Genomic DNA, 21931 nt, shown 5'->3' on the forward strand with positions numbered 1-21931 from the left:
TAACAAAAACGTATTGCCAAACTTTGTTAACTCACCAGCGCTTTCCCAGACAAAGATTATCAATTTGTATCCTTCCTTCATTCGACATCGCTTTAAGAATCTATTTTTATTTTTTCCTACACCGCCCATTTTTACGACTCTGATCTTCTACAGCTCTATGATTGGAAAGCTTTTTAAGCGGCATCCTTCTGACTGTTAATGCTAATTCGGTGAATAATAAGTAAGCCTTCCACATATTACCAATGCAAAAAACGCATCAAACATTGATTAATTTCGCATTAGCCAAATGTTGCACACTTGTTTAAAGATTGTATCGAGCAGAGGGTTTCAATCCCTCTCTAATAACAATAACGATAAGCGGGAGATTGACTGTGAAGTTAAATACTATTTCTATCGCAATAAGTAGTACCATCTATGGAGCGTTAGCTATGTCGAGTGCTCAAGCATTCGATGCTGAGCGCATAAAATCTATCAACATCATGGAGCTATACCAGGCTCAACAAGAAGCAAAGGCCAAGAGCAGCGAATTACCTATAAAGCCACTAAGACGCGGTGACATGAGTAATATCCACTTCACCCCCAAACAGGCCAAAGACAAAATTCAAATAGAGAAAGATCTCGTCGGACAACACACCTATATCGTGCGCCTACACGGCAGTTCTGTGGCAACCTATGAAGGTGAAATTCCTGGATTGCAAGCCACGAAATCAACGCTGAACTCTCAGAGTAAGAAACTCTTTCGTGCAGGCCAGCCAACCGAAGGCCGTGGCGCAGCCATCGATGCTTACACCAACCATCTGTTAAATAAACAGCAAGACTTTATCCAAAAATCTGGCGTTGAGGTAAAACAACAATTCACGCTGGCGGCGAATGCCGTCACCGTTGAAATGACGCAAGCAGAAGCTCTACAAGTCGCTAGCATGTCTGAAGTCGCTTATGTTCAGCGATCTAAAATCTATCAATTACATACCGATATAGGCCCTGAGCACGTAGGTGCAAGCGGTGTATGGGATGGCACCAAAACCAGCGATGGTAACGCTTATCTTGGTGAAGGCATGATCGTCGGCATCATAGATACAGGCATCAATACCGATCACCCCTCATTTGCGGCAGTCGATGGTGATGGCCATGCCCATACCAACCCTCTCGGCCAAGGTAACTACTTAGGTGATTGTGCCTTAGAAGAGTTTGCTAACCGCTGTAATGACAAGCTCATTGGGGTCTACACCCACAAAGACATTACCGCCGAATACAGCGATGAATGGGGTAATAAGCTAGCACCTGATTTTGGTGAAGACTTCCAAGGCCATGGTAGCCACGTTGCCAGTACTGTCGCAGGTAACATCCTCTATGATGTTGATGTTGTAGGCTCTCAATTAGGCGGTGGTGAGGGTAAGCCTATTGGGGTTCAGATGCCAAAAATATCCGGCGTTGCTCCTCGCGCTAATATCATCTCTTATCAAGTCTGTATGGTAAGCGGAGGCTGTTCTGGTGACGCTATGCTATTTGCCATTGAGCAAGCTATCAAAGACGGCGTCGATGTCATTAACATGTCGATTGGTGGCTCTGAAAGTTTTCCTTGGGATGACGCTTTTGAAATGGCTTTCTTATCGGCCCGAGAAGCAGGTGTTGCTGTAGCTCTGTCTGCAGGTAACTCTGGTGCCGCTTACGGCACAGACTCTCTATATACAGTCGATCACACCTCCCCTTGGGTGCTTAATGTGGCAGCCACGACCCATGCTCGCTCTATCGTTATCGAAGACAAAGCCCTAGATAGTTTTGTGGGGGGCGATGCCTCACTTATGCCCTCAAGAATAGAGGCTGCAGGGATCTCAAAGGCCTTCAGCGGTGAATTTGTTATTGCTGCGGATTATGGTGATGCTCGCTGTAATAGCCCTTTCCCTGCCGGCACATTTGAACCTACACATATCGTCATCTGTGAACGTGGCGACATTGCCCGAGTTGATAAGGCCGCAAACGCTGCAGCAGGTGGCGCTGGTGCGTTTGTTCTCTATAACACATGGGATGAAGGTGACAGTGTCGTCAATGATACCTATGTGATCCCCGGGATCCATATTTCGGCCAAACAATGGTACGGAAACTGGCAGGTAACGGGCCTTCAGCCTTGGCTGGCGTCGGGTACAGGTCTTGAAGGAACGATCACTGCTTCAAATGCGAACCGTGTCATTACTCCCGAAGATGCAGACTGGTTAGCCAGTTTCTCCTCACGGGGTCCATCGAGTACTGTCGATGAGATCTTCTCTCCGGGTATTGCGGCCCCTGGCGTCGATATTTTTGCCGCCTGGAATGATGAAAACCCATTGAACCCTCAAGCTGATACTCGTAACTACAACAGCATCAGCGGAACTTCGATGGCCAGCCCACATATTGCGGGCATTATGGCCTTAGTTCGTCAAGCAAACCCTAGCTGGTCCGCATCAGAGGTGCAATCGGCACTACAGATGACAGCTGATAGTCAGGCAATAAAGACCCATCACCCTCTTGATCAAAAAGTCGAAGTGGCGGGGCCGTATCGTGCAGGTCACGGTTTAGCTAATATCGAGCGAGCGATCAATGCAGGCCTTATCATGGATGAGTCTGCAGTTAACTTCCGCCGAGCTAATCCACAAAATGGTGGTCAGGTTCGAGAGCTTAATCTTCCACAATTAATCAATAAGGATTGTGGCCTAAGTTGTAGCTGGATCCGTACGGTTAAAGCAACTCAAGATGGTACTTGGACCGTTAACACCAACTACTCCGATAGAGATCCTCTCTACTGGAATTTCACCTTAGACCCTACCGCCAAAGTATCGGTGACACCATCAACCTTCACCCTAAAAGCGGGTGAAACCATAGATTTAACGGTAACCAGTCTGTTTAAAGAGTCTGATATGGCTTGGTACGATGGCACAGTACAGACGGCTGCGGGTTCGATTGAGTTTGTGTCGAGTGATACCAAGATCCCGAGTGCTCATTGGCCTTTCTTGACCACCTATAAAGGCAAAACCCTGCCCAACACGATCAACATCACCGCCCATGATGATGAGTCTAAGCATGTGATTGCCGATGTACCTTTTGGCGCACCGGGATCCAGCTTAACTGGCGTTGCATATACTCCGGTTGAGGCAACGACGACTGAGTTCAGCCTCTCTAGAATGCAGTTTGGGATCTCTATGATGGATGATGAGTTCTATTGGGATACAAGCCAGCCTAATATCAAGACTTTTGATGTAACGGTACCAGAGAACAGCGCCGTATTTAGAGCCGAACTACTGGGTCGAGTGAGTTCAGAGATAGATCATGCCCTCAATCAATACCTTGATTCCAGTATCTACATCTTTAAAGACTTCAATAACGATGGCCGCCTACACCAGTCTGAAGCCATTTGTGCCTCTATGCGTGGACAAACGACTAAGGGCGAATATTGTGCGTTAGAAAACCCTGAGGCAGGTGAATATACCATCATGGTGATGAGCGCTTACCCACTATTCCCTTGGGAAAACGTTGATACGATTGAGATGGCTCATGTGGTCATTCCCAAAGAGCAAACATCCTCTATCAGTCTTAACTTTGAGGACACGAGTGAGCGTAACTCTAACCTGACTATCGACTGGAACATGGAGATGGAACAGGGTAAGCGTTACTACTCTGCAGCCGCTATTTCTGCAGGCGATAATGCTGAAGGCTCTCTTGCCATGGTGCCTCTTAATATTACTCGCGGAGTAAATAGTGTCTCGGTCGAAAGCTCTCAAGACGCCGCTCGTGTTGGCGATATCATCGACATTAGCGTTACCGTACAGCCGAATCTATCGGGCAGTGACAGAGAAGTTGAACTATCAGCTGTGTTATCTGATGGCTTAAAGCTAGTACCGGGTTCCATCACTTCCGTTGAAGGGGTGACCGAAACCGAAAACGGCTTCTCTCTATTGAGAACTCAACTGAATACTGCAGCTAAAGAAACCAACTACAAGGTTACCACTAACCTTGAAGATGCAATGTGTCGAACTCCTCTCGATTTTAATTACCCAGACGGTACACCTATCGATGGTGGCTATGTAGACTTAGCAAGGTTTGGGTTTGACGTGACTTGGGGAAGCTTCTATGACGTCAATGAGTGGGGCTGGGGCAACTGGGTTCACGATACTGAGATCCCATTGATGGCTGGAACATTGGCACCGTTTGATAATGCCGATTACTTCACTACCGACAGTATTATTCTAAGCTCTAAAGGTTGGCTACAGCTGGATGTTTGGAACTATAACCCTTGGGACTATATTCCTATGGATATGTACCTAGAGTTACCTACTAACGATTACGCTACGCCACCGGATTTCATCGTAGCACCATTTTGGGGAGGTAAAGATGCAGCAGGCGATATCTTTATTGATCAGAAGTGGAACCTCGCCATGTATGAACCCAACTGGAACCCAAGTGAAAGTAAGGGTGTTACTCTCGCTTATGCCGATGACTACACCATTATCGAATGGAATAAAGCTGCCACACACGATAAGAGCTGGGATGAAAACTGGAACACGATTATTACACCACGTGAGGATAGCTACGACTTCCAGGTATTCCTAAAAGCGAATACCAGCCATAAACCTGGCGGATATGAGATAGTGATGGCCTATGCCAACATCGACTTTGCTGGCGAAGCGGGTGAAGGTTCTATCGGTGTTCGTGGTTACAATGGTCCTCGTGGTACCTATGGTCCTCTTAAAGGCCATACAGGCCAGAGTTACGCCTATAACGATCTGACCGATAAGGTCTCAAGTGATTTAGTTGTCTGTTATGACATCAGTGGTCCTAGCGACAGCATCGTGGTGGTTAATATGCAGGCTGAAGTCACCCATGATTCATTAGGCATAGACCAAACGGTAACAGTGACTGGCGAAGTCGAAGGGATCTCCGATGCCAATAGTCAGCAGGTTATCGCTGTTGCCTCTAACATCATCATGTCAGCCATTAGTGATAAAGTTGTCCCAGAGAATACAAGCCTAGAGGGCATTGTAGTGAGCTATGCGGATAACGATGGTGGACTGTCGGCCAATACCATTACTGTAACGGGTGAGAATATTACGGCACAGGTCAATGGCCATACGTCAGGCTCAACCTTTGATATCACGCCTAATGCAGACTTCTGGGGAGAAACCATGGTCACTGTTACTGTGTCTGATAATCTCTTCCCTAATGATGCAGCCTCTCAAAGCTTTATGCTGACGGTTACCTCTGACGGCGTAGAGCCAACACCGCCGCCGGTAACTGAGGAGCCCGCTCCTGCGCCAGAGTCTGACTCAGGTGGTAGCCTTGGATGGTTAGGTCTGCTCGCACTAGGCTTAATGAGCCTAAGTCGCCGTAAACTTGGCTCTGCTAAATAAAAGCTTCTGACGTCAACGGTTCCAGTATAAAGGCCTTCACCTGAAGGCCTTTATTTATGGCAGGCCTTTATTTATCAGCCCTCCTCAAAGCTCCCCCCTTTACTAGATTCACAATAGTGGCGGTCAAAATATGTACACACCGACATAAAGTCGCGTATAATTGCGCGTCGTTTATGGCGCGAGTATTCACTTGAGATACAGGGGCAATAATGGCGGTACATACCAAAATCACAGCTTGATAAAGAAAAAATAGGAGTATTGATGGCTAAACATCAAAAGCGAACACAGGTGCTTGAGCACGAAAGTGGCCGCGGAGTAATTAAAGATAATGCCTTAAAGGCTATCGTTACCAGTCGCTTATTTAGTACACGTACTGAGAAACCGAAAAAGGGCAAAGGGTCATATAACCGCAAACAACACAAGGGGCAAAAGCTGAAGGGCTTTGCCCCTTTTGACTATCTGGTACTCGCCTAAATTGTCATCAGGTTCAATATCGCTTCAGCCATCCCTTTCAAACATCAATGCACTCAAGATTATTGATAAGTTTGGCCATTATGTTTAAGCCAGCCACCAATATGATGCCCTCTAGGATCATGATGGGTCCAATGCACTACACCGCCACGATTGTTCCACTCGTATTCGCCGTAAAACTCAACACTATCGCCAACAGATAAGTTATGAATTCTCGGCGCGAGATCTATATTATGAGCAATAAGAATTGTCTGACCGTGGGGCAATTGCAGAATAAACCGTTGATGACGGCTGCCTTGATTATCATCCGCGAGCACTTTACTCACCACACCAACACTTTGCACTTGTAGGTTACTTTGTCCCTGTTCAAAGGCACGCTGTAATCTTAGCGATCCAGTATTAATCTCCTCTGATAACGCTCCCGCAGGGCCAGTTATCTGCGCAGCTTGCAACCCAATTCCGTTTGTAACAAATCGGTCATAGGCAAAGCTTGCAATCGCCAGTACCACCAGCATGATAGCAATTCGGTATAAAATGCCCTTAATCGGGTTCGCGTCTCTATTCTGCTTCACGGGTTCTCTCTTCGACATAGCGTCAAATCCTATAATGAGGGAATAAATCCCCTCTGTTACTCAAACAAGTCTGTTAAGCGTTGCTGCAAGGGTAATGGCCACAGCGCCCTATAGGGCCTTAACTGCTCGAGTAATCCGTACAAAATATCTAGCGCCACAAAGGCATCGGCCGCAGCATATTGTAACTGAAGCTCACTCAAGGGCTCGGCTAACGGTTTAGCCCAGTTAGACAGGGTGACCTTTTTACTCTTGGGTAGCTTTAGGGCTAATACAGTGGCAGCCATCTGTTGAGTGCCCAGTTGCTTGGGCGCACCGAGTTGGTTCATCAACCAGTTAAGATCCAGCATAGAGTTAACACTTATCTCAAAGTCTCGCTTCATGGCATTAAGATCGCTCCTAAGGCCTATACCCACTTTCAGCAATTTATCGCCACTCAAAATTGGCGCTAATGCAGCCATAAACGGAACGATATTCTCACCCTGCATACGAAACAGGTAGCTGTGTGTAGGCGTCGCAATTTGGATCAACGAGATAGGATTAGGATTACGCCGCCCCTTCTCAAAGGTTGCTGCGGTCTCAGTATCGAAGCCGATGCAAGTTTGCGCCTCAATATCGGCAACAGCCGCGGTCAGAGAATCCGGCGTGACCACGATAACCTGCCGAATCTGACCGTTCAGCTTGGCCGACACATTTTGAGTCAACTCAACATTGAAATCTCTTAATCGAGATAACTCTCTATCGTCAACACGGGTGTTCAAGTCTGTGCGTAGCTGTAACCAGTCGAGTTTGAGTCGATTATCCGCTGTGATAATCGAGCTAAAAAAGGCTTTCTCGGCCACCTGCATCGCCTCAAAGTAGCCATCGGCATCACGACCTAACTCACGGCGAATGGTGGCAGACTTGTCTGGGGATAGACCAAATTTAAATAGGCTCATCGATATACTCTATATCTGTTGTTTTGCTAGTTTATAGAACTAGTGAGTGCTTAGATATGCCAAGCACTTGAATGCAGTTAAATCAAACAATTACTGGGTGACCCACAGCAAACCAAACCCCTGTCTCTCAGCTTCACTCACCTTGGTATAAAAGCCTTGCCAACCTTGAGTCATCTCAAGGTATTCATCTTCTCTGGGCAGGTAATCGGGATTATGTTCAAGTAGCCAAGCATTAAACCTATCTCTAACAGTCTGCTCATCTAGCCTTGCTAGCAGGGCCGATAGCTCAGGGAGCATCAGACTTTGAAAGGCAAAAGACTCATTATCGGCATCCATTTTGATGGCATCGTGATTGTTGATATCGAGCCAGGTTTGAAACAAGCTGCCAGCCCCTTTCACCCGCGCTTCGGTATTGTTGAGGATGTAATGGTAAAGGTCGACATTTCTATGGTTCACATCAGGGCCAATCATCTCCATCTCCGTACTTGGCCAATCTAGAGGCAGAGTAGGCTTTTTAGCCCCACTCAAAAGCCGAACAAACTGTACAAGTAGAGGTTGCGGCTTAGCCGCGGCAAACGTTTGAACTGTCGGTATTTGCCCTAACAGGTAATCTTGCAGGGTTTGCGGCTCGTGCTTTAAAAATTGAATGTGCTCATCTGGTAATGACAACACATTTAGACATAGCGCCATGTGGGCTCCGTAAACCGTTTATACCTAACAGGTATATTTCAAGATAATGACTAAGAGTAAACAAGACTCATTGTGACAAGCAATAGTTTTACTCATCTCTTGGGACCTGCCCATGCTATCGATAGATTACATCTGCATCACAGCTTTCAGCAACAGAACTGACTCATAGGCGGTTAATGGTTAGTATTTACCGCCATGGAACATGCAGCCTTCTATCGAGTAAAGATAAATCATGACAGAGTCTTCTTTCGAACGCGCTAAAAGCGCCTTTATTAATGCTATCTGGGCAACGCTCGCCAGCGTGTCTCTGGGCTTAGCGTTTAAGATCTGGTTAGCCCAGTGGGTCGAAAAAAGTGACTTAGCTCTCTACCACACTGTCGTGGATATTATTTCCATGTCTCTTATTCTTCTCAGTGGCTTTCGCGCCTCCATGGTAGTGAGCTTTTCACAGACCAAGAACGATAGAGATATTACCAATATCTTCCGTTACTCCTTGATTATTATGGTGCTGTTTACTTGGGGATTAGTCCTGCCCTACATCAAGCATCAGCTTAATATCGATGTTGAATATATTCAGTTGGTAGGCATTATTCTCGGGATGGGCTTTAAGGTTTACTTTACCAACCAGATTGGAATGTATCGCCTGTACGACATCGCCAATAAGAGTATCTGGATAGAGCCATTAGTACAGATAATACTGTTTCTTGTTTGCTACTACCTGTTAGCGCAGACCCCTACCGCCTCACTCTTTTTCAGCTTAATGCTGTCGAACTTGGCCGCTGCCGCCTATATGTTTATCCAGCGCAGGAAGCTGATTGCCACCACGCCTTTAGCGCCGGTTCAACTCAATCCTGATATGAAAAACTTTGTCAAAAAGAGCGTGATGTCATCACTCGAGGTGGGGGCCAGTATTTTGATGGTCTACATCACTGTATTACTGACGATTGGCTACTTCACTATAGATGAACTCGGTGACTTTCAGGTGGTGGTTCGGCCGATGATTGCCTACTTAACCATGTTGTTTGTTTTCCCGGTATATCGTTATATTTTACCTGAGCTGGCTCAGTGCATCCGCAATAAAGATCATCAGCAGATAGCACTGATAAGGCGTTGGTTTATCAAGCTAAGCCTGACAATCAGCTCGGTATTGCTCATTAGCTTACTTATGTTTCGCCATGAGCTAGTCGATTTAGTCTTCCCAGAAACATACGCAAAGGCCGCGCCTATTCTGCTGCACTTCGGCCTCTTTTTTGGCTTTATGATGCTCAATGCCTATCAGATTGCCTATATCAAATCCCATGGTTTATTCTTGCAGAGTTTGTTGATCCGTCTACTTGGTGTGGTGACACTCTTGATCATGTTTTACCTGCTAAGATTACACACCGACAATGTGGTTGCGGTGATCTTAGCCTTAGGTTGTGGTTACTTCAGTATGTTTATCGCCTCAAGCATTATAGAGAGACGTTTGCTTAAGCAGCACAAGCTCAATCAAACTCAAGAAGTAAGCTGAATCACCAATCGATTAAGTAAAGAGTGAGGCATCGACTTACTGAGTTGGGAGCTTTAAGACTGAAAACAAAAAGAGCCGTAACTCAGAGGATGTTACGGCTTTGAAGGCTTAACTCAATCTAGGGAACAAGCCCTCCTGCATAGATTGAGGTTAGGCAGGGTGCTTATACTTATCTAAGCTGGTTTCTAATAATGAAAACTCATACGGCTGCGTATTACTCTTCGGCGGCAATAAGCTCTATCTCATTGCTAGCCTGCGCCCCATGGATCTGAATAGCTACTTTATATAAAGCAACCGCTCCAGCTGCAGCCTTACCTTCTAGATCGAGATCGATTGCATCGAAGGTGTATTGCCCCTTAGTCGCCGTCTCAGTCAAGATCCCTACACACTCTTCATCAGTACTAGTGTCACACTTATAGCCTTGGGTCACATGCCAGCGTTTCCAAGCCTTTGCCTTAGTCGAAGGTGAAGCGGGGTCCGGATAACCAAAATAGAAGATATCGTAATCGGTCGCCTTGGTAATGGCTTTATTATCACCATCTTTAAGGCTAAAGGTTAACGCTCCTGTAGCGGCATCGACACTGTCTAAACTCATCGCTATGGTGCTTGCCTCATCGATGTCGATCACCTCTTCAACTGGAGGCGGCACTACCACTGGCGGCTCAGTTACATCGTTGTTGTCATCATCGCTGCCACAACCAAGTAGGAGCATTGAGCTTGCCAACATGGCGCTCAGTAATTTGACCTTCATAGCTTACTCCTTAGTTAAAGTGACCTGTATGACAAGTAGTACACTCCATATCTGTCTTCACGCTAGCAGCAGGCCCCATGGTTTCAGTTACACCATGACAAGACTGACAAGCCTGCGCCTCAGCTGAAGGCTTAGCCTCAGGTAGAAGAGAAATATCTTCACCACCGTGCGCACGGTTGAGTAGCTCTACGATGTGATAGGCCAAACTGGCAGACAGGCGCTTACAGCGTTCACCTTTTTCCTTAAACACCTTACCCGAAGCGGCAGACCAATTACTGATTGAGGAGTGACAAAGCGGGCTATTGGCAATAGATGTGGCGCCCACTTCAAGGCTCTTTTCAGCAGTAGAGCCGATACCAGCGACAAATTCATCAGATGAAAGTGGCAAGTCTTCAGTTTCGTAATAACGAAATGTTGCGCCAATTACAGCATCATTTTGACCATTGATATCATCGAGAATATTGATCAACATACCCGCCGCATTTAGGTTACCGCAGATGGTGCCTTGACCAACGATACCTGCCCAGCCATAACCCGCAAGCGCTGTTGGAATAGTGGCAAACTTCTCGGCATCGACGCTATTTGATTGCGCTAACATAGTCACAATCGAATGGAATACTTGGTGCATACAACCACCACCCGTTTCATAGGCAAGCTTGGCTGTCGCCATTGCATCGAGTGGCACATACTTGAGTGTCTCTCCCATCTCTAAACGGTAGTTTCCGTCTGCATCTGTGGCAGCAAAGGCTGAGGTTCCCACCAAAGCGGCACCCGCAGCGGCTGTGCTTAATCCGATAATTTTAGTTAACGCCTGACGTCTATCAATACTCATAATAATCACCCTATATCCATCATTATTTTATTTTGGTCATAAGCCTTATGACCTATTACGGTTAGTAAACGAGTTCAAATTTTGGATAACGACTCGATGGGTTAACTTTAAGAAGTATGAAAAATAAAAGTGTGATTTAAAGCGAATGAAGCGGGAGTATAAAAATGCCGATAATTACTGCTAGCCTTAGTCAAGATTACTGCCTCAGAGACCGACAAACCTCATGTTTTCATGAACGATGTCACATTATTATTGGGCATTTGCGCTAATATTTATGTTTCAGTAGGTTAATTAATTGTATGAATGAGTGTGACTAACGTCTCATTTATCCATACTCACACCGGCATAGCACTCAAAATTGCCACGACGGCAGAACTTAAGCATCAGGATCACAGACTTCATTAGTTTAAGTTCATAGACTCACTCTATAGATGGTTCTAATGAGGCGACGAAGATGCAACTGGGGCATTGCAGATTTGATATTGATAAACAAGAGCTGACAAACCTAGACAGTGGTGATGTTTGGCACCTGCCTAGAGCCGAATTTCAAGTCTTATGTCTGCTGATTGACTATCAAGGCAAAGTCGTTGCTAAGCCGTTATTGAAAAAAGGCGATGGTGAGCAAGCCCCTCTGAGTGACTCCTCTGTGACTCGCGCCGTGTTTACACTGAGATCATTTCTCGGCCCACAATATGAATCGCTCATAGAAACAGTAAAAGGCCAAGGCTACCTGCTACGACATCACCGCTGCCGCAAAGAAAAATACTCGAGTTCAGATATAAACAGATTCTCAGCTAAGTTATTGGCGGGGGTAGCAGTGGTTTTACTTGTCATCTTCAGCTGTGGTTGGATAGTTTATGACTCCACTCGCATATCTGTATCGACTCCAGTCCCTTTGCAGAGCAACAAGGTTAAGACAATCTCAGGCCATACGGTCAAGGTTATTCTCTATGCCCACTCCAAAACCAATAATGGCTTATTGACCGAACTCGGGCAGACCATGTTGCAAAGCTTCAGCCAATGCAAACTCACCAGCTGGAAGAATGTCTATCTATCTCTGTCACACGATAAACAAGTCCTCAATGTCACTCTACGTGGTGAGCAATTTGGCCAGTCGATTATTCGCAACTTAAAAATTAGTGACCTACGCCAACCTAAACAGTTTATTAATCAGCAATGGCTGCAAGGTGTGGACATTTGTGACTAGAAAAATGCATTAGGTCACAGAGCTGGAATAACAACAGAGTACACAAGGAACTGATAATGAGCCGAACATGGCGCTGGGCGATTAACATCATTATGCTACTGATTTTACTGGTTTGCGTAGGAGTGATATATAAGCTTACCGCAAAACAGCCAAGCTTTATGCTTAGCTGCAGTTCAGAGCTGTTTAATCGACAGCAAGACGATCAAGACAGTAAGCATTATCTGTTGGTCGACCTATTTTCTAAAGATGGACAGGCACAGATAAACTATCGCTACTTCGACTTAGAAGGCAACTCGACAGGCTCGGTGTCGATGCAGGGGCAAGTAAACAGTGTCGACCTTGATAACATGCTCTACGACATTTCAGTCAAGACTAAGCAGGAGTATCCTCACTCCGAACTCAATCAAGCCCCGGAGCACTATAAATATCTTTCCTATGTCAGCAGCTTAAACCTGAATAAGAAAGGGATGCATAACTTGAGCGTTCAAGTATTAGAACGTGATGAAAATAAAGATTTTGCAGTGGTCTTGTTTCAGCCCAGCAATACGGTTTGTGGTTGCCGTTTAGTCAATTAAGCCTAATCTGAAGCAAGTGAGATATATCTAAGTATTTTAGCGAATAAAAAACCATGGACTCCATGGCTTTTCTGCTCACTTTTGAGTATTCACGTTTACCTACTAGCCTTCACGGCCGGTTAACCCCATGGCATGTCCACATAGATCCTGACTAAGGTATCTCTATCCCAAGGTAAGATGGGCATATAATCAGGTGAGGTTTTATCTCTATTATCATAGGGGTCGAGGTTGTACTCGCTGTGCTCCACGCTCAGCTTAATTTCACTGCCTTCAATCCAGCGGTCTGAGTGAAAACTCACTACGCCAGATATCTTATTTTCCAACCAATCGCTGCCATCATTCCAAGTTTGCGCCCCGGCGTAGAGATCGACCCCATCCCCCAATGGCAACCGAGTATCGAATGCGACTGAATAAGCCCCGGTTTTATTTTGAAAATCACCGCGATCATAGCCGCGATCCCTCGGCACATCGTCGTCAATTTCTAACATGTAATAACCAGCAGCGACCTCAAAGCCTGCGTAAACACTGTCATTATCGAATCTCGCCACTATGCCAGGAAAGAGTTTCACCTGCCTTTCTATCGAGCTCACCGTATTACTCTTGCTCTTTAAGCTGACTTGCCACTGAAGGTTCATCAGTTCCGAGAAACGATACAAGTTTCCATCGACAGAAAAAGCACTTTGAAACCAGATAGGAATATGATCGGGGTCGAGCTTATCTTTATCGTCATCGATAAAGATATCGACTTCACCTTTCCACAGCAGATCCCACTGCGATCTATGCTCGACAAAGAATCCGCCGTGAAGACCTAATGTTTGAGAGTCTGCCTGATCGACTATGGTGTCATGAGCACCGATTGCGATGCGCCAATCTGCCGCCAGTGAACTTGTTGACACTCCAGAAGCTAACAGCCCCAGCGTAATAATGAATAGCTTTGATTGATAATTCAATTATCTCCCCCCACCTCTGCTAGAGATAAAAACATAACCAACTGAATAGCAATAACTAATTATTAGGTAACAGTAAAATCTTATACTGTTCATTAAGATCATCTGATTAATCTTAGTCATCAAATTGGCTAAAAGCTTCAAAATTACCGCTTTAACTCGAGTTTGTTTTTTGCCTAAATCCCTTATCCCGAAAGGTATCGCTTAAAAAACCGAATTAGTTCCCTTGAAATGCTTATTTATTCGAAAATTCCACTCAGATTGTGAAGCTTGGCAAAATTTAAAATGAAAACTGCAGATTCCGCTTAAAATCACCATATTGGTCACACTCTAGGGCATGTATTGGCCGTCAAATTCAGTCATAATTAAGCATCTGGTCTTATTCTTAACAACATTATAATTTGCTGTAACGGATGAATAATATTTGTATTATTCGTTATCGCCTGACTACTTATACTAACGTCACCTAGAGGACACTAGTTTGATTAAACATATTGCTTTAGCGTTAACACTTGCCGTTGCTCCACTGAGCAGCTTTGCCGCACAATTTGTTGAAGGTAAGCACTTCACAGTTGTTTCAAATAAAGCACCAAGCAGCGAGCCAAAACTAACTGAGTTCTACTCGTTTTACTGCGGTAACTGTTTCAACATGGAAAAAATGTACTTAGCTGACATCAAAGCTAACCTTAATAAGCAGGTTACTTTTGACAGCAAGCACGTTGATTTTGCCAACACAGAAATTAACACTGAAGTAATGCGCTCTCTTGCGGTTATCCAAACTTTAGATAATCAAAAGCCACTAACTGACGCCATGTTTAAAGTAATCCAAGGCGACAATGGTGAAAAGCATGATCACAGCGCACCTGGCCACAAGCATGACGAGCCACTAAAAAGCCGTGACGACATCAAGGCAGTATTTGCTAAGTTCGGCGTTGACTCAGCTCAATACGATAAGATTGCAGATAGCAAAGAAACCAATGAGAAATTGGCACTATGGCGTACACAGCAACGTGAATTCCAAGTACAAAGCGTTCCAGCTTTCATCGTGAACGACAAGTACGCGATTAACATGGGCTCTATCCGTACACTAGGCGAACTAATCGACCTAATGAACTACTTAGCACTAGAGCACAAGTAACCTCAAACCCATTTTGAGAAATAGAAAAAGGCGCTGATTAGCGCCTTTTTTGATCTTTACAACCTATCTTAACAGTCAGTCACTATCTACGATGTTGCAACTGATTTTCTAAAACTGTCTGCCAGCTATTCAGCATCTGCTGCCATGCCTGCTCAGCCGACTGGCGCTGTTGGCAATTAATCCGTAACGGCTCAGCATCTAACACTCGGTTGATAGCCCTTTCGATCCCCTCAACTGATAAGTCATCGATTAACTGATATCCGCCGCCCTTCTGCTTGAGCCACTCGACTTGATCCCCCAAGCCATCTACATTTGCCAAGATCACAGGCTTACCCGCCGCGATAGCTTCTAAACAGGTCAAACCAAATGGCTCCCACCGAGAAGGGATGATAACCACATCGCCAGAGTCTAAAAATCGCGCGACATCTTGCACCTCACCGATTAGACGTACATGAGGAAGTGGCCTGGCTAAAGCATTTAATGCACTAGCCTCCTCACCCTCTCCAGCTAAGGTCAGGCTCACCCTATCAGCGGGTAACTTTACCATCGCCTTTATCAGTAAATCGAAACCCTTTTGCCGACTTAACCGCCCACAAGCCACCAGCTTAAGCGGTGAAGAGCATGCTCTGCTCGGTAAATGTCTAAACTTATCCAGCTCTTTTGCCTGACCCAGGCATACCCTTTTATCTGTTGCGAGGATCTTAAGCTCATCTAACCAATTCACTTGTGCTTGCGATACCAGCAACACCTTATCCATCAAGCCGTAGCCAAACTTAAGCATGCTATAGAAGCGTTTAGGATGAACCACACATTGCGCCACAAACTCACGGCTATAGTGATGCTCTTGATAGAGAATCGGCGTGCCAAAATTCGCGAGTTTAAGCGTCAACAGTGCCGGGAACTTTCGCCAGCTAAGTGCGCCGTGTACCACTATGATATCGGCGGTGTAACGTCTAAAGGAGGGGAATGAGAAACGTCTATGAATTAACTTAAACCTAAAGAGTTGATTCAACTTTGAGGCTGCCAGACTCTCTAGCGCCAAGTTGACGCCACCAAGTTTGTTATCATCAATAAGATGGATGACGGTTGGCTGCAAAGTGAATCCTTAATTAATCAGTTCCTTTTACTTAATACAAGTTAAGTTAAAGAAAAACTAACTCATTTGAAAGCATTGTTTTACTCAGTGCTCCTACCCGCTTCAGCAAATCGGCATAAGGCCACGCAGAAAGGAAACAGCCAAATCTTTGCAGCCTCTAATCTTTACCTTGGTGCTTTAAGGGGCGATATAAAATGACTTTTCTATAGCTTCTCTATGCCTCGAAATGAATCGGCTAACTCTTGAACTTCCCCTGTTTCGTGAAGCCATAGGTAAACGATATCTCTGAATTTGTCATTATCTCTCAGAAAAATCATTTGGTCGCCGAGACCATTTCCCGCTATTGCTAAAGCGCCCTCAGGGAAGCTCCCAAAGCCACGACACGAAGACGTTTCAACGATAATGTGGTTGCAGGTGCGAACTAGACGCTTTCTATCTGAGGTATCCTTTATTGGATATAACTCCCAATCATCTTCTTCTGTCGAAGCTTCACCACCGTTATCAGCCTTCATAGCCTCTCGGTAATCGTGGGGCAGTTTTGCGCCCAATTCTAATTCAGTATTCGATAACTGAACTTCTGATAGGTTAAAAGGCACCTATATCTCCTAAGCTATAACATTTTAATATGAGGCACACCCGTTTTGCCGATCGCTGCTGGGAAATGGCTACTAAATTATTAATTAAAACCAATTTAATAACAATAGCTTAGATGATAATTTAGAGTTGAATTTAAGATTCCTTTGGCAAAAATGCGCTTACAGACTTTGCTTGTCCTGTTACCACTGATACTCAAGCGCACACTTACATCTTTATGATTTAGCATATTTTTCATAACTCCCACTCTAGTCAAAGTGTAAAATTGACATTGATGCCACAGACCTAAATACTGTTAAAAAGACACACTCTAGTAGCCTATATGCATGCACTAGAAATCAGCACACTGGAATGTGCGCACTAGAAAACTCGCACAAGGTTAACGATTTAACCTGAAATTGGAGCACCCATGGCACTGAGTCAAAGCGACCTTACCCGTATTGCACTGGATATCACTTCAGGCTTGTCCGACCATGACAGATTCTCAAGGCTACTCGATACAGTGAGGCAAACTCTGCACTGTGACGCCGCCGCGCTGCTGCAATTTACTGGGCGACAATTTACGCCGCTGGCGATCGATGGTTTGAGCCCCGACGTGCTAGGCAGGCGCTTTATCTTAAGCGAGCATCCAAGGCTCGAGGCCATTGCTCGTGCTGGCGATGTGGTGAGATTTCCTGCCGACAGTGAACTACCCGACCCTTATGATGGTTTAATCCCTCATCAAGAAGATCATTTGATGGTGCATGCCTGTATTGGTCTGCCTTTAGTCGCTGACGGCGCGCTTATCGGCGCGGTCACTATCGATGGTTTCGACCCTGAGCAGTTCAACGATTTTAGCGATAAAGAGCTACGCACCTTAAGTGCTATCGCTTCGGCATCACTGAATAACGCCCTGCTTATTGAGAAGCTAGAAAAACAGGCGCTGCAGTCGCAAGAGCCATCATCATTTAATCACAGCAGCGACAGTGAAGTTGAAATGATTGGCCAATCACCTGCCATGCTAGCGATGAAAAATGAGCTTAAGGTAGTGGCCAGCACCGATCTTAACGTGTTGATTTTAGGTGATACAGGTACCGGTAAGGAGCTAGTCGCTAAATCCATCCACCAAGGTTCTCCCCGTTCAAGCAAGTCTCTGGTTTATCTTAACTGCGCAGCATTACCAGAATCTGTCGCCGAAAGTGAGCTGTTCGGTCATGTAAAAGGGGCCTTTACTGGCGCTATCAGCCACCGTAGTGGTAAGTTTGAAATCGCCGATAAGGGCACACTATTTTTAGATGAAATAGGCGAGTTACCGCTGTCATTACAGTCTAAATTGCTGCGAGTATTACAGTATGGCGACTTGCAAAAAGTCGGCTCAGATAAAAGCCTAAAAGTGGATGTGCGGATCATTGCCGCTACCAATAAAGATCTCAAACAAGAAGTGTTAGCGGGTCGTTTTAGAGCCGACCTTTACCACAGACTCAGTGTATTTCCCGTTATAGTGCCGCCTCTAAAAGAGCGCGAAGGTGACATTATTTTACTGAGCGGTTTCTTCGTCGAGCGCAGCAGAGGGAAATTGGGTCTAAAGAGCCTTAGACTCAGCCCAGATAGCATAAAATTGCTAAACAGTTACGACTGGCCCGGTAATGTGCGAGAACTCGAACATGTATTGCACCGCGCCGCGGTGTTAGCTCGCGCCCAAGCCCAATCTAACATTGCACTGATCACGCCGCAGCACTTTGATTTTTATAATCAACAAGCAAAAAATATCGCAGCAGTGCCCCCTAGTATCGGCTCTAAATCAGTCTTACAGTCAACAAAGACTGAGCAAACTCTTAAGCTGGCAACCGAAGCATTTCAGGCGCAATATATTCGCCAAGCATTAGCTGCCAACGGCCATAACTGGGCGGCAACCGCAAGGGCACTCGATGTCGACTCGGGCAACCTACACCGCCTAGCAAAGCGCATCGGCATAAAATAACTCGGACGTTAAAGAGGGTTAAAAGGAATTGAAACGATTAATATTCATCAACAAAGCGAAAAACTATATCACCACAGTGACTGTGGCAGCCCTGTCGACATTGGCGATCAGTTTACCTGTTAGTGCGCTAACCAAAACTGAGCCTGCTGCCTGCAATCTAAATAAACTCGCTCAGCCCCTCTACGAAGTTGAGCAGAGAATTCAATATCGTCAGCTGGATAATGGTCTGCAAGTGCGCACCCTGCCCCTTAAAAATACTCAAGCCGTGTCAATCGCTAGCCAGTTTGATGTGGGCTCGCGCAATGAAGTTAAGGGTCAAGCCGGTTATGCCCACCTGTTTGAACACATGCTGTTTAAAGGCAGTAAGCATGCACCGGGTGATAGCTATACCCAGACCATGAGCGCCTTAAGCGGCCAGTTTAATGCCAGCACCTTTTTCGATTTCACCAATTATTACTTAACCATCCCCTCCCAAGCACTCGAACTGAGCCTATGGCTAGAAGCCGACCGCTTTCGCTACCCAAGCTTGAATGAAACCACAGTTAAAAATCAACAAGGCGCGGTGCTTGAAGAGATGGCCACCAGCATAGATAACCAGCCCTATGTGCGCAAAGCGATGGAGTTTTTATTGTCTCAGGTTGAAGGGACGCCCTATGGTCATGCGGTTATCGGCAGTGTGGCTGATGTCAAAGCTGCCACACCACAAAGCTTAAATGCGTTTCATCAACGCTATTACCGCCCCGACGCCATGCAGCTAAGTTTAGTGGGCGATATCCCTAAGCAGACTCAGGATTGGATAGATGCGCAGTTTAGCGATTGGCAGGCGCCTGATATCGAGCTGACTCAAATGGATGATCTTAAGGTTTCGCCAAAGCCAGTATATGGCGAAATCGTCGACGAGCGTGGCCCTTGGCCTGCGGTGCTATTTGCTTGGCACACAGTTGGCTCAAACTCAAAAGATGCCGCGGGCCTTGCACTGCTGGAAGCTTATCTGTTTCAAAACAAGAGCAGTCTAATTCAAGGTACTAGCCTTAGCGATCCCGACCAACTGCTGAGTTACTCGATCCCGTTGACCATGACCCATCACGGCATGACCAATCTGGTACTCGTGCCCCGCGCCCGCACCTCCCTCGATAAGCTCAGTAAGAATGTCGAGTCACTGATAGCCTCTGTCGCCGCGCAGACCCTAGATGATGCACACCTATGCCAGTTAAAACAAATTTGGCTCAATAAGGCGTTATCCACTTTAGACTCCCCCTCTCGGCTAGCGAGAAGCCTTTCGGCAACTCAACCCCGAGATAAACTCCATCCGCTTACCGGGCCATGGCAACGTATCGATGCCGTTAGCGCTAAAGAGCTTCAAGCCATCGCCCAGAGGTACTTTATCGGCAATACCGTGCGGCTGGATCTGCTGCCCCCTTGGTATATTCGCGCCACTAAATCGATTCTTGAGTTGTTACCTAAAGAGATGAGCGATAGCCTTGAAGAGAGTGTAATGTGATGCAATCAATTAAAAATCTTAGCTTTTTAGCACTAGCTTGTAGTCTCATTATCAGTGCGCTTGGTTGCCAGCAGACTCAGATAGCCTTTACGCCAAAAGCAGCCCCCAAGTTACCTGTGTTTGACAAACTAACTGGCGCACCTGAAATTGCGCCGCTTAAGTTTCAGCAAACGTCTCTGTCTAAGCTTGTGCCTGTTAGCCCTAAACTGGATTTATATCTGTTTGATGACACCCTCTCGGGCCTTAACCACCTATCTTTAGTGGCCTACAGCAAGTTGCCTATGGAAAATCTAGATGTGTTGCTACAAGCCTTTGATGAGAAAAGGGCTTGGCTAGTACAGCAATCGACACTTGCCTGCGCCGAGAGCCTGAATATCCGCCCGACCATGCACAGCCTGACCATTAGCATTGACTGCCCCGACTCGCCAATCTTAGCCAGCGAGCTGTTGATGCAGTTTTGGCAAGCCGATGACGTTAATCAAATGGGCAGCTTTGATGAAATAGACATAGCTAACGTACGGCGTCAGCTCAAATTGGCCAAACACATCAACGCCTACAGCGGCGCCGAAATCGATGATGTGTGGGCCAAGAAAATCTTGGGTAAGCAGCATGTTTATAATCAAGCGCTCAACGATAAAACCCTTGCCGATGAGTTGGATTTAAGCAGCCTTAACCAAGTTAGAGACAAGATTTTAGCGCAGTCTAACTGGGCTTTTTTTGCTAATCGCAGTCTTGAACAAGACCAAGGGTTTACCTTGGCTGTGACTCAACAGTTTGAATCGTTAATGTCTATAGCGTCTAAGGCCGAACTATCAAACTCTAAAGCGAATTCCGAAGCTTATTCAGAAGCTAACTCAGAAAAAAGCACTGACTCTGCCACTATCTCCGGCTCAGCAATAAACACCAGAACCGAAACAAGCACCAGCGCAGATATTCCTCCGAGCAATAATAACAAGACCTTATACCTTATCGATGTGCCCGGCAGCGTACAAACACAAGTGCGTATAGGCTATCCTCTGGGGAACATGCTAGATGGCAGCGATAATGATAACGATAAAAGTATCGATAGCGCTCAAGACTGTAAGCTACTGGCCAGCTGGCTTGGGCGCAGTTTCTCAGGTCGCTTATATTACGACCTACGCGAGATTCGCGGCTTAACCTATGGCATCTATGGTCGCTGCTTCGACAATCCACTATCACGTACACTTAAGTTTTATGGCAGCACTAAACTTGAACACTCCGGTGCCTTTATTAGTGGCGTGCTCGACCATTTAGCGCTGACCACAGACTCAACAGCATCGCTTGATGAACTAACGGCGTTAAAGACCTACCTCACCAGTCAACAGATCCTGCGTCAGGCGAACTTTCGCGCCGTCGAGGCCGATACCATCAAGCAACTTATCCGCGGCGTTTCACCTGAGCAGGAGCTGGCTCAAAACCAACGACTCAGCAAGTTAACCCCTGAGCAATTACAACAGATTGCCCGTTCGGTGTTTTTAAACACGCCTTATATCGTGATCCGTGGTGATAGGGATAAAATAGAAGCCGACTTAAAACATAAGCTTGCCGATTGGAACATAGTCGAAGTCGTGGCTGACTAGTTTATGTGGCCATGGCCGTGACTGTTGCTGTGACTGTGACGGTTGCTGTTATGGCGATTAATCACCCGCAAAGTTCACCTTTTATTCAGCCAACAGTTGCAGCCCAATTAAATGCAATAATTTGCAAAATAGATTTCAGTTCCTGACAAACCCGGTCGCTCTAATATGCAAAA

17 protein-coding genes are annotated in these 21931 nt (G+C 45.9%); 9 read left to right on the top strand and 8 right to left on the bottom strand.

The window, feature by feature from the left end; translation table 11 throughout:
* Window positions 1-371: 371 nt before the first annotated feature.
* Together SPEA_RS18060 and SPEA_RS18065 are read left to right on the top strand one after the other, a co-directional pair.
* Window positions 372-5378, top strand: a complete 5007-nt coding sequence (locus SPEA_RS18060; protein WP_041411619.1) for a S8 family serine peptidase — start codon at window positions 372-374, stop codon at window positions 5376-5378.
* A gap of 261 nt (window positions 5379-5639) precedes the next feature.
* Window positions 5640-5852: a ribosome alternative rescue factor ArfA gene (locus SPEA_RS18065; RefSeq protein ID WP_012156643.1), complete on the top strand. Its 213-nt coding sequence runs from the start codon at window positions 5640-5642 to the stop codon at window positions 5850-5852.
* A 59-nt stretch (window positions 5853-5911) separates the two neighbouring features.
* Here the strand turns inward: SPEA_RS18065 and SPEA_RS18070 are convergent, their stop codons facing one another.
* The 3 genes from SPEA_RS18070 to SPEA_RS18080 form a co-directional block, all read right to left on the bottom strand.
* Window positions 5912-6439, bottom strand: coding sequence for a DUF3465 domain-containing protein (locus SPEA_RS18070; RefSeq protein WP_012156644.1), 528 nt, complete (start codon window positions 6437-6439; stop codon window positions 5912-5914).
* A gap of 38 nt (window positions 6440-6477) precedes the next feature.
* On the bottom strand, window positions 6478-7356 hold the full coding sequence (locus SPEA_RS18075) for a 3'-5' exonuclease (protein ID WP_012156645.1): 879 nt from the start codon (window positions 7354-7356) through the stop codon (window positions 6478-6480).
* A gap of 90 nt (window positions 7357-7446) precedes the next feature.
* Complete coding sequence (locus SPEA_RS18080; protein ID WP_012156646.1) at window positions 7447-8046, bottom strand: hypothetical protein; 600 nt, start codon at window positions 8044-8046, stop codon at window positions 7447-7449.
* Between the two features lie 232 nt (window positions 8047-8278).
* On the opposite strand from SPEA_RS18080, the gene SPEA_RS18085 reads away from it, so the two are divergent.
* Window positions 8279-9556 (top strand): lipopolysaccharide biosynthesis protein, encoded by a 1278-nt coding sequence (locus SPEA_RS18085; protein WP_012156647.1) that lies wholly within the window; start codon window positions 8279-8281, stop codon window positions 9554-9556.
* A 214-nt stretch (window positions 9557-9770) separates the two neighbouring features.
* Here the strand turns inward: SPEA_RS18085 and SPEA_RS18090 are convergent, their stop codons facing one another.
* Window positions 9771-10307, bottom strand: a complete 537-nt coding sequence (locus tag SPEA_RS18090; RefSeq protein ID WP_012156648.1) for a hypothetical protein — start codon at window positions 10305-10307, stop codon at window positions 9771-9773.
* Window positions 10308-10317: 10 nt separating this feature from the next.
* Window positions 10318-11139 carry a cytochrome c3 family protein gene (locus SPEA_RS18095; RefSeq protein WP_012156649.1) on the bottom strand — a complete coding sequence of 274 codons (822 nt, stop codon included), beginning with the start codon at window positions 11137-11139 and terminating at the stop codon, window positions 10318-10320.
* Between the two features lie 454 nt (window positions 11140-11593).
* Here SPEA_RS18095 and SPEA_RS18100 point away from each other — a divergent pair, with 454 nt between their 5' ends.
* Both SPEA_RS18100 and SPEA_RS18105 read left to right on the top strand, forming a co-directional pair.
* Window positions 11594-12346, top strand: a complete 753-nt coding sequence (locus SPEA_RS18100) for a winged helix-turn-helix domain-containing protein (protein ID WP_012156650.1) — start codon at window positions 11594-11596, stop codon at window positions 12344-12346.
* A gap of 56 nt (window positions 12347-12402) precedes the next feature.
* Entirely contained in the window at window positions 12403-12921 is a 519-nt protein-coding gene (locus tag SPEA_RS18105) for a hypothetical protein (protein WP_012156651.1), read from the top strand.
* A gap of 119 nt (window positions 12922-13040) precedes the next feature.
* Here the strand turns inward: SPEA_RS18105 and SPEA_RS18110 are convergent, their stop codons facing one another.
* Window positions 13041-13871 carry a hypothetical protein gene (locus SPEA_RS18110; protein WP_012156652.1) on the bottom strand — a complete coding sequence of 277 codons (831 nt, stop codon included), beginning with the start codon at window positions 13869-13871 and terminating at the stop codon, window positions 13041-13043.
* A gap of 478 nt (window positions 13872-14349) precedes the next feature.
* Between SPEA_RS18110 and SPEA_RS18115 the strand changes: the two genes are divergently transcribed.
* Entirely contained in the window at window positions 14350-15006 is a 657-nt protein-coding gene (locus tag SPEA_RS18115; protein ID WP_012156653.1) for a thiol:disulfide interchange protein DsbA/DsbL, read from the top strand.
* 82 nt (window positions 15007-15088) lie between these two features.
* Here the strand turns inward: SPEA_RS18115 and SPEA_RS18120 are convergent, their stop codons facing one another.
* Both SPEA_RS18120 and SPEA_RS18125 read right to left on the bottom strand, forming a co-directional pair.
* On the bottom strand, window positions 15089-16102 hold the full coding sequence (locus SPEA_RS18120) for a glycosyltransferase family 4 protein (RefSeq protein WP_012156654.1): 1014 nt from the start codon (window positions 16100-16102) through the stop codon (window positions 15089-15091).
* Between the two features lie 203 nt (window positions 16103-16305).
* A complete protein-coding gene (locus SPEA_RS18125; RefSeq protein WP_012156655.1) occupies window positions 16306-16698 on the bottom strand; it encodes an SMI1/KNR4 family protein in 393 nt (130 codons plus the stop codon).
* A gap of 407 nt (window positions 16699-17105) precedes the next feature.
* Between SPEA_RS18125 and norR the strand changes: the two genes are divergently transcribed.
* The 3 genes from norR (at window position 17106) to SPEA_RS18140 (ending at window position 21758) form a co-directional block, all read left to right on the top strand.
* Window positions 17106-18656 (top strand): nitric oxide reductase transcriptional regulator NorR, encoded by a 1551-nt coding sequence (norR, locus tag SPEA_RS18130; protein WP_012156656.1) that lies wholly within the window; start codon window positions 17106-17108, stop codon window positions 18654-18656.
* 82 nt (window positions 18657-18738) lie between these two features.
* On the top strand, window positions 18739-20157 hold the full coding sequence (locus SPEA_RS18135) for a M16 family metallopeptidase (RefSeq protein ID WP_041411622.1): 1419 nt from the start codon (window positions 18739-18741) through the stop codon (window positions 20155-20157).
* Window positions 20157-21758 carry an insulinase family protein gene (locus tag SPEA_RS18140; protein WP_012156658.1) on the top strand — a complete coding sequence of 534 codons (1602 nt, stop codon included), beginning with the start codon at window positions 20157-20159 and terminating at the stop codon, window positions 21756-21758. Before SPEA_RS18135 ends, SPEA_RS18140 begins: the two co-directional genes overlap by 1 nt.
* Window positions 21759-21931 lie beyond the last annotated feature (173 nt).

Origin of the sequence: Shewanella pealeana ATCC 700345 (assembly GCF_000018285.1) — a bacterium.
In the GTDB taxonomy this organism is placed as follows: domain Bacteria; phylum Pseudomonadota; class Gammaproteobacteria; order Enterobacterales; family Shewanellaceae; genus Shewanella; species Shewanella pealeana.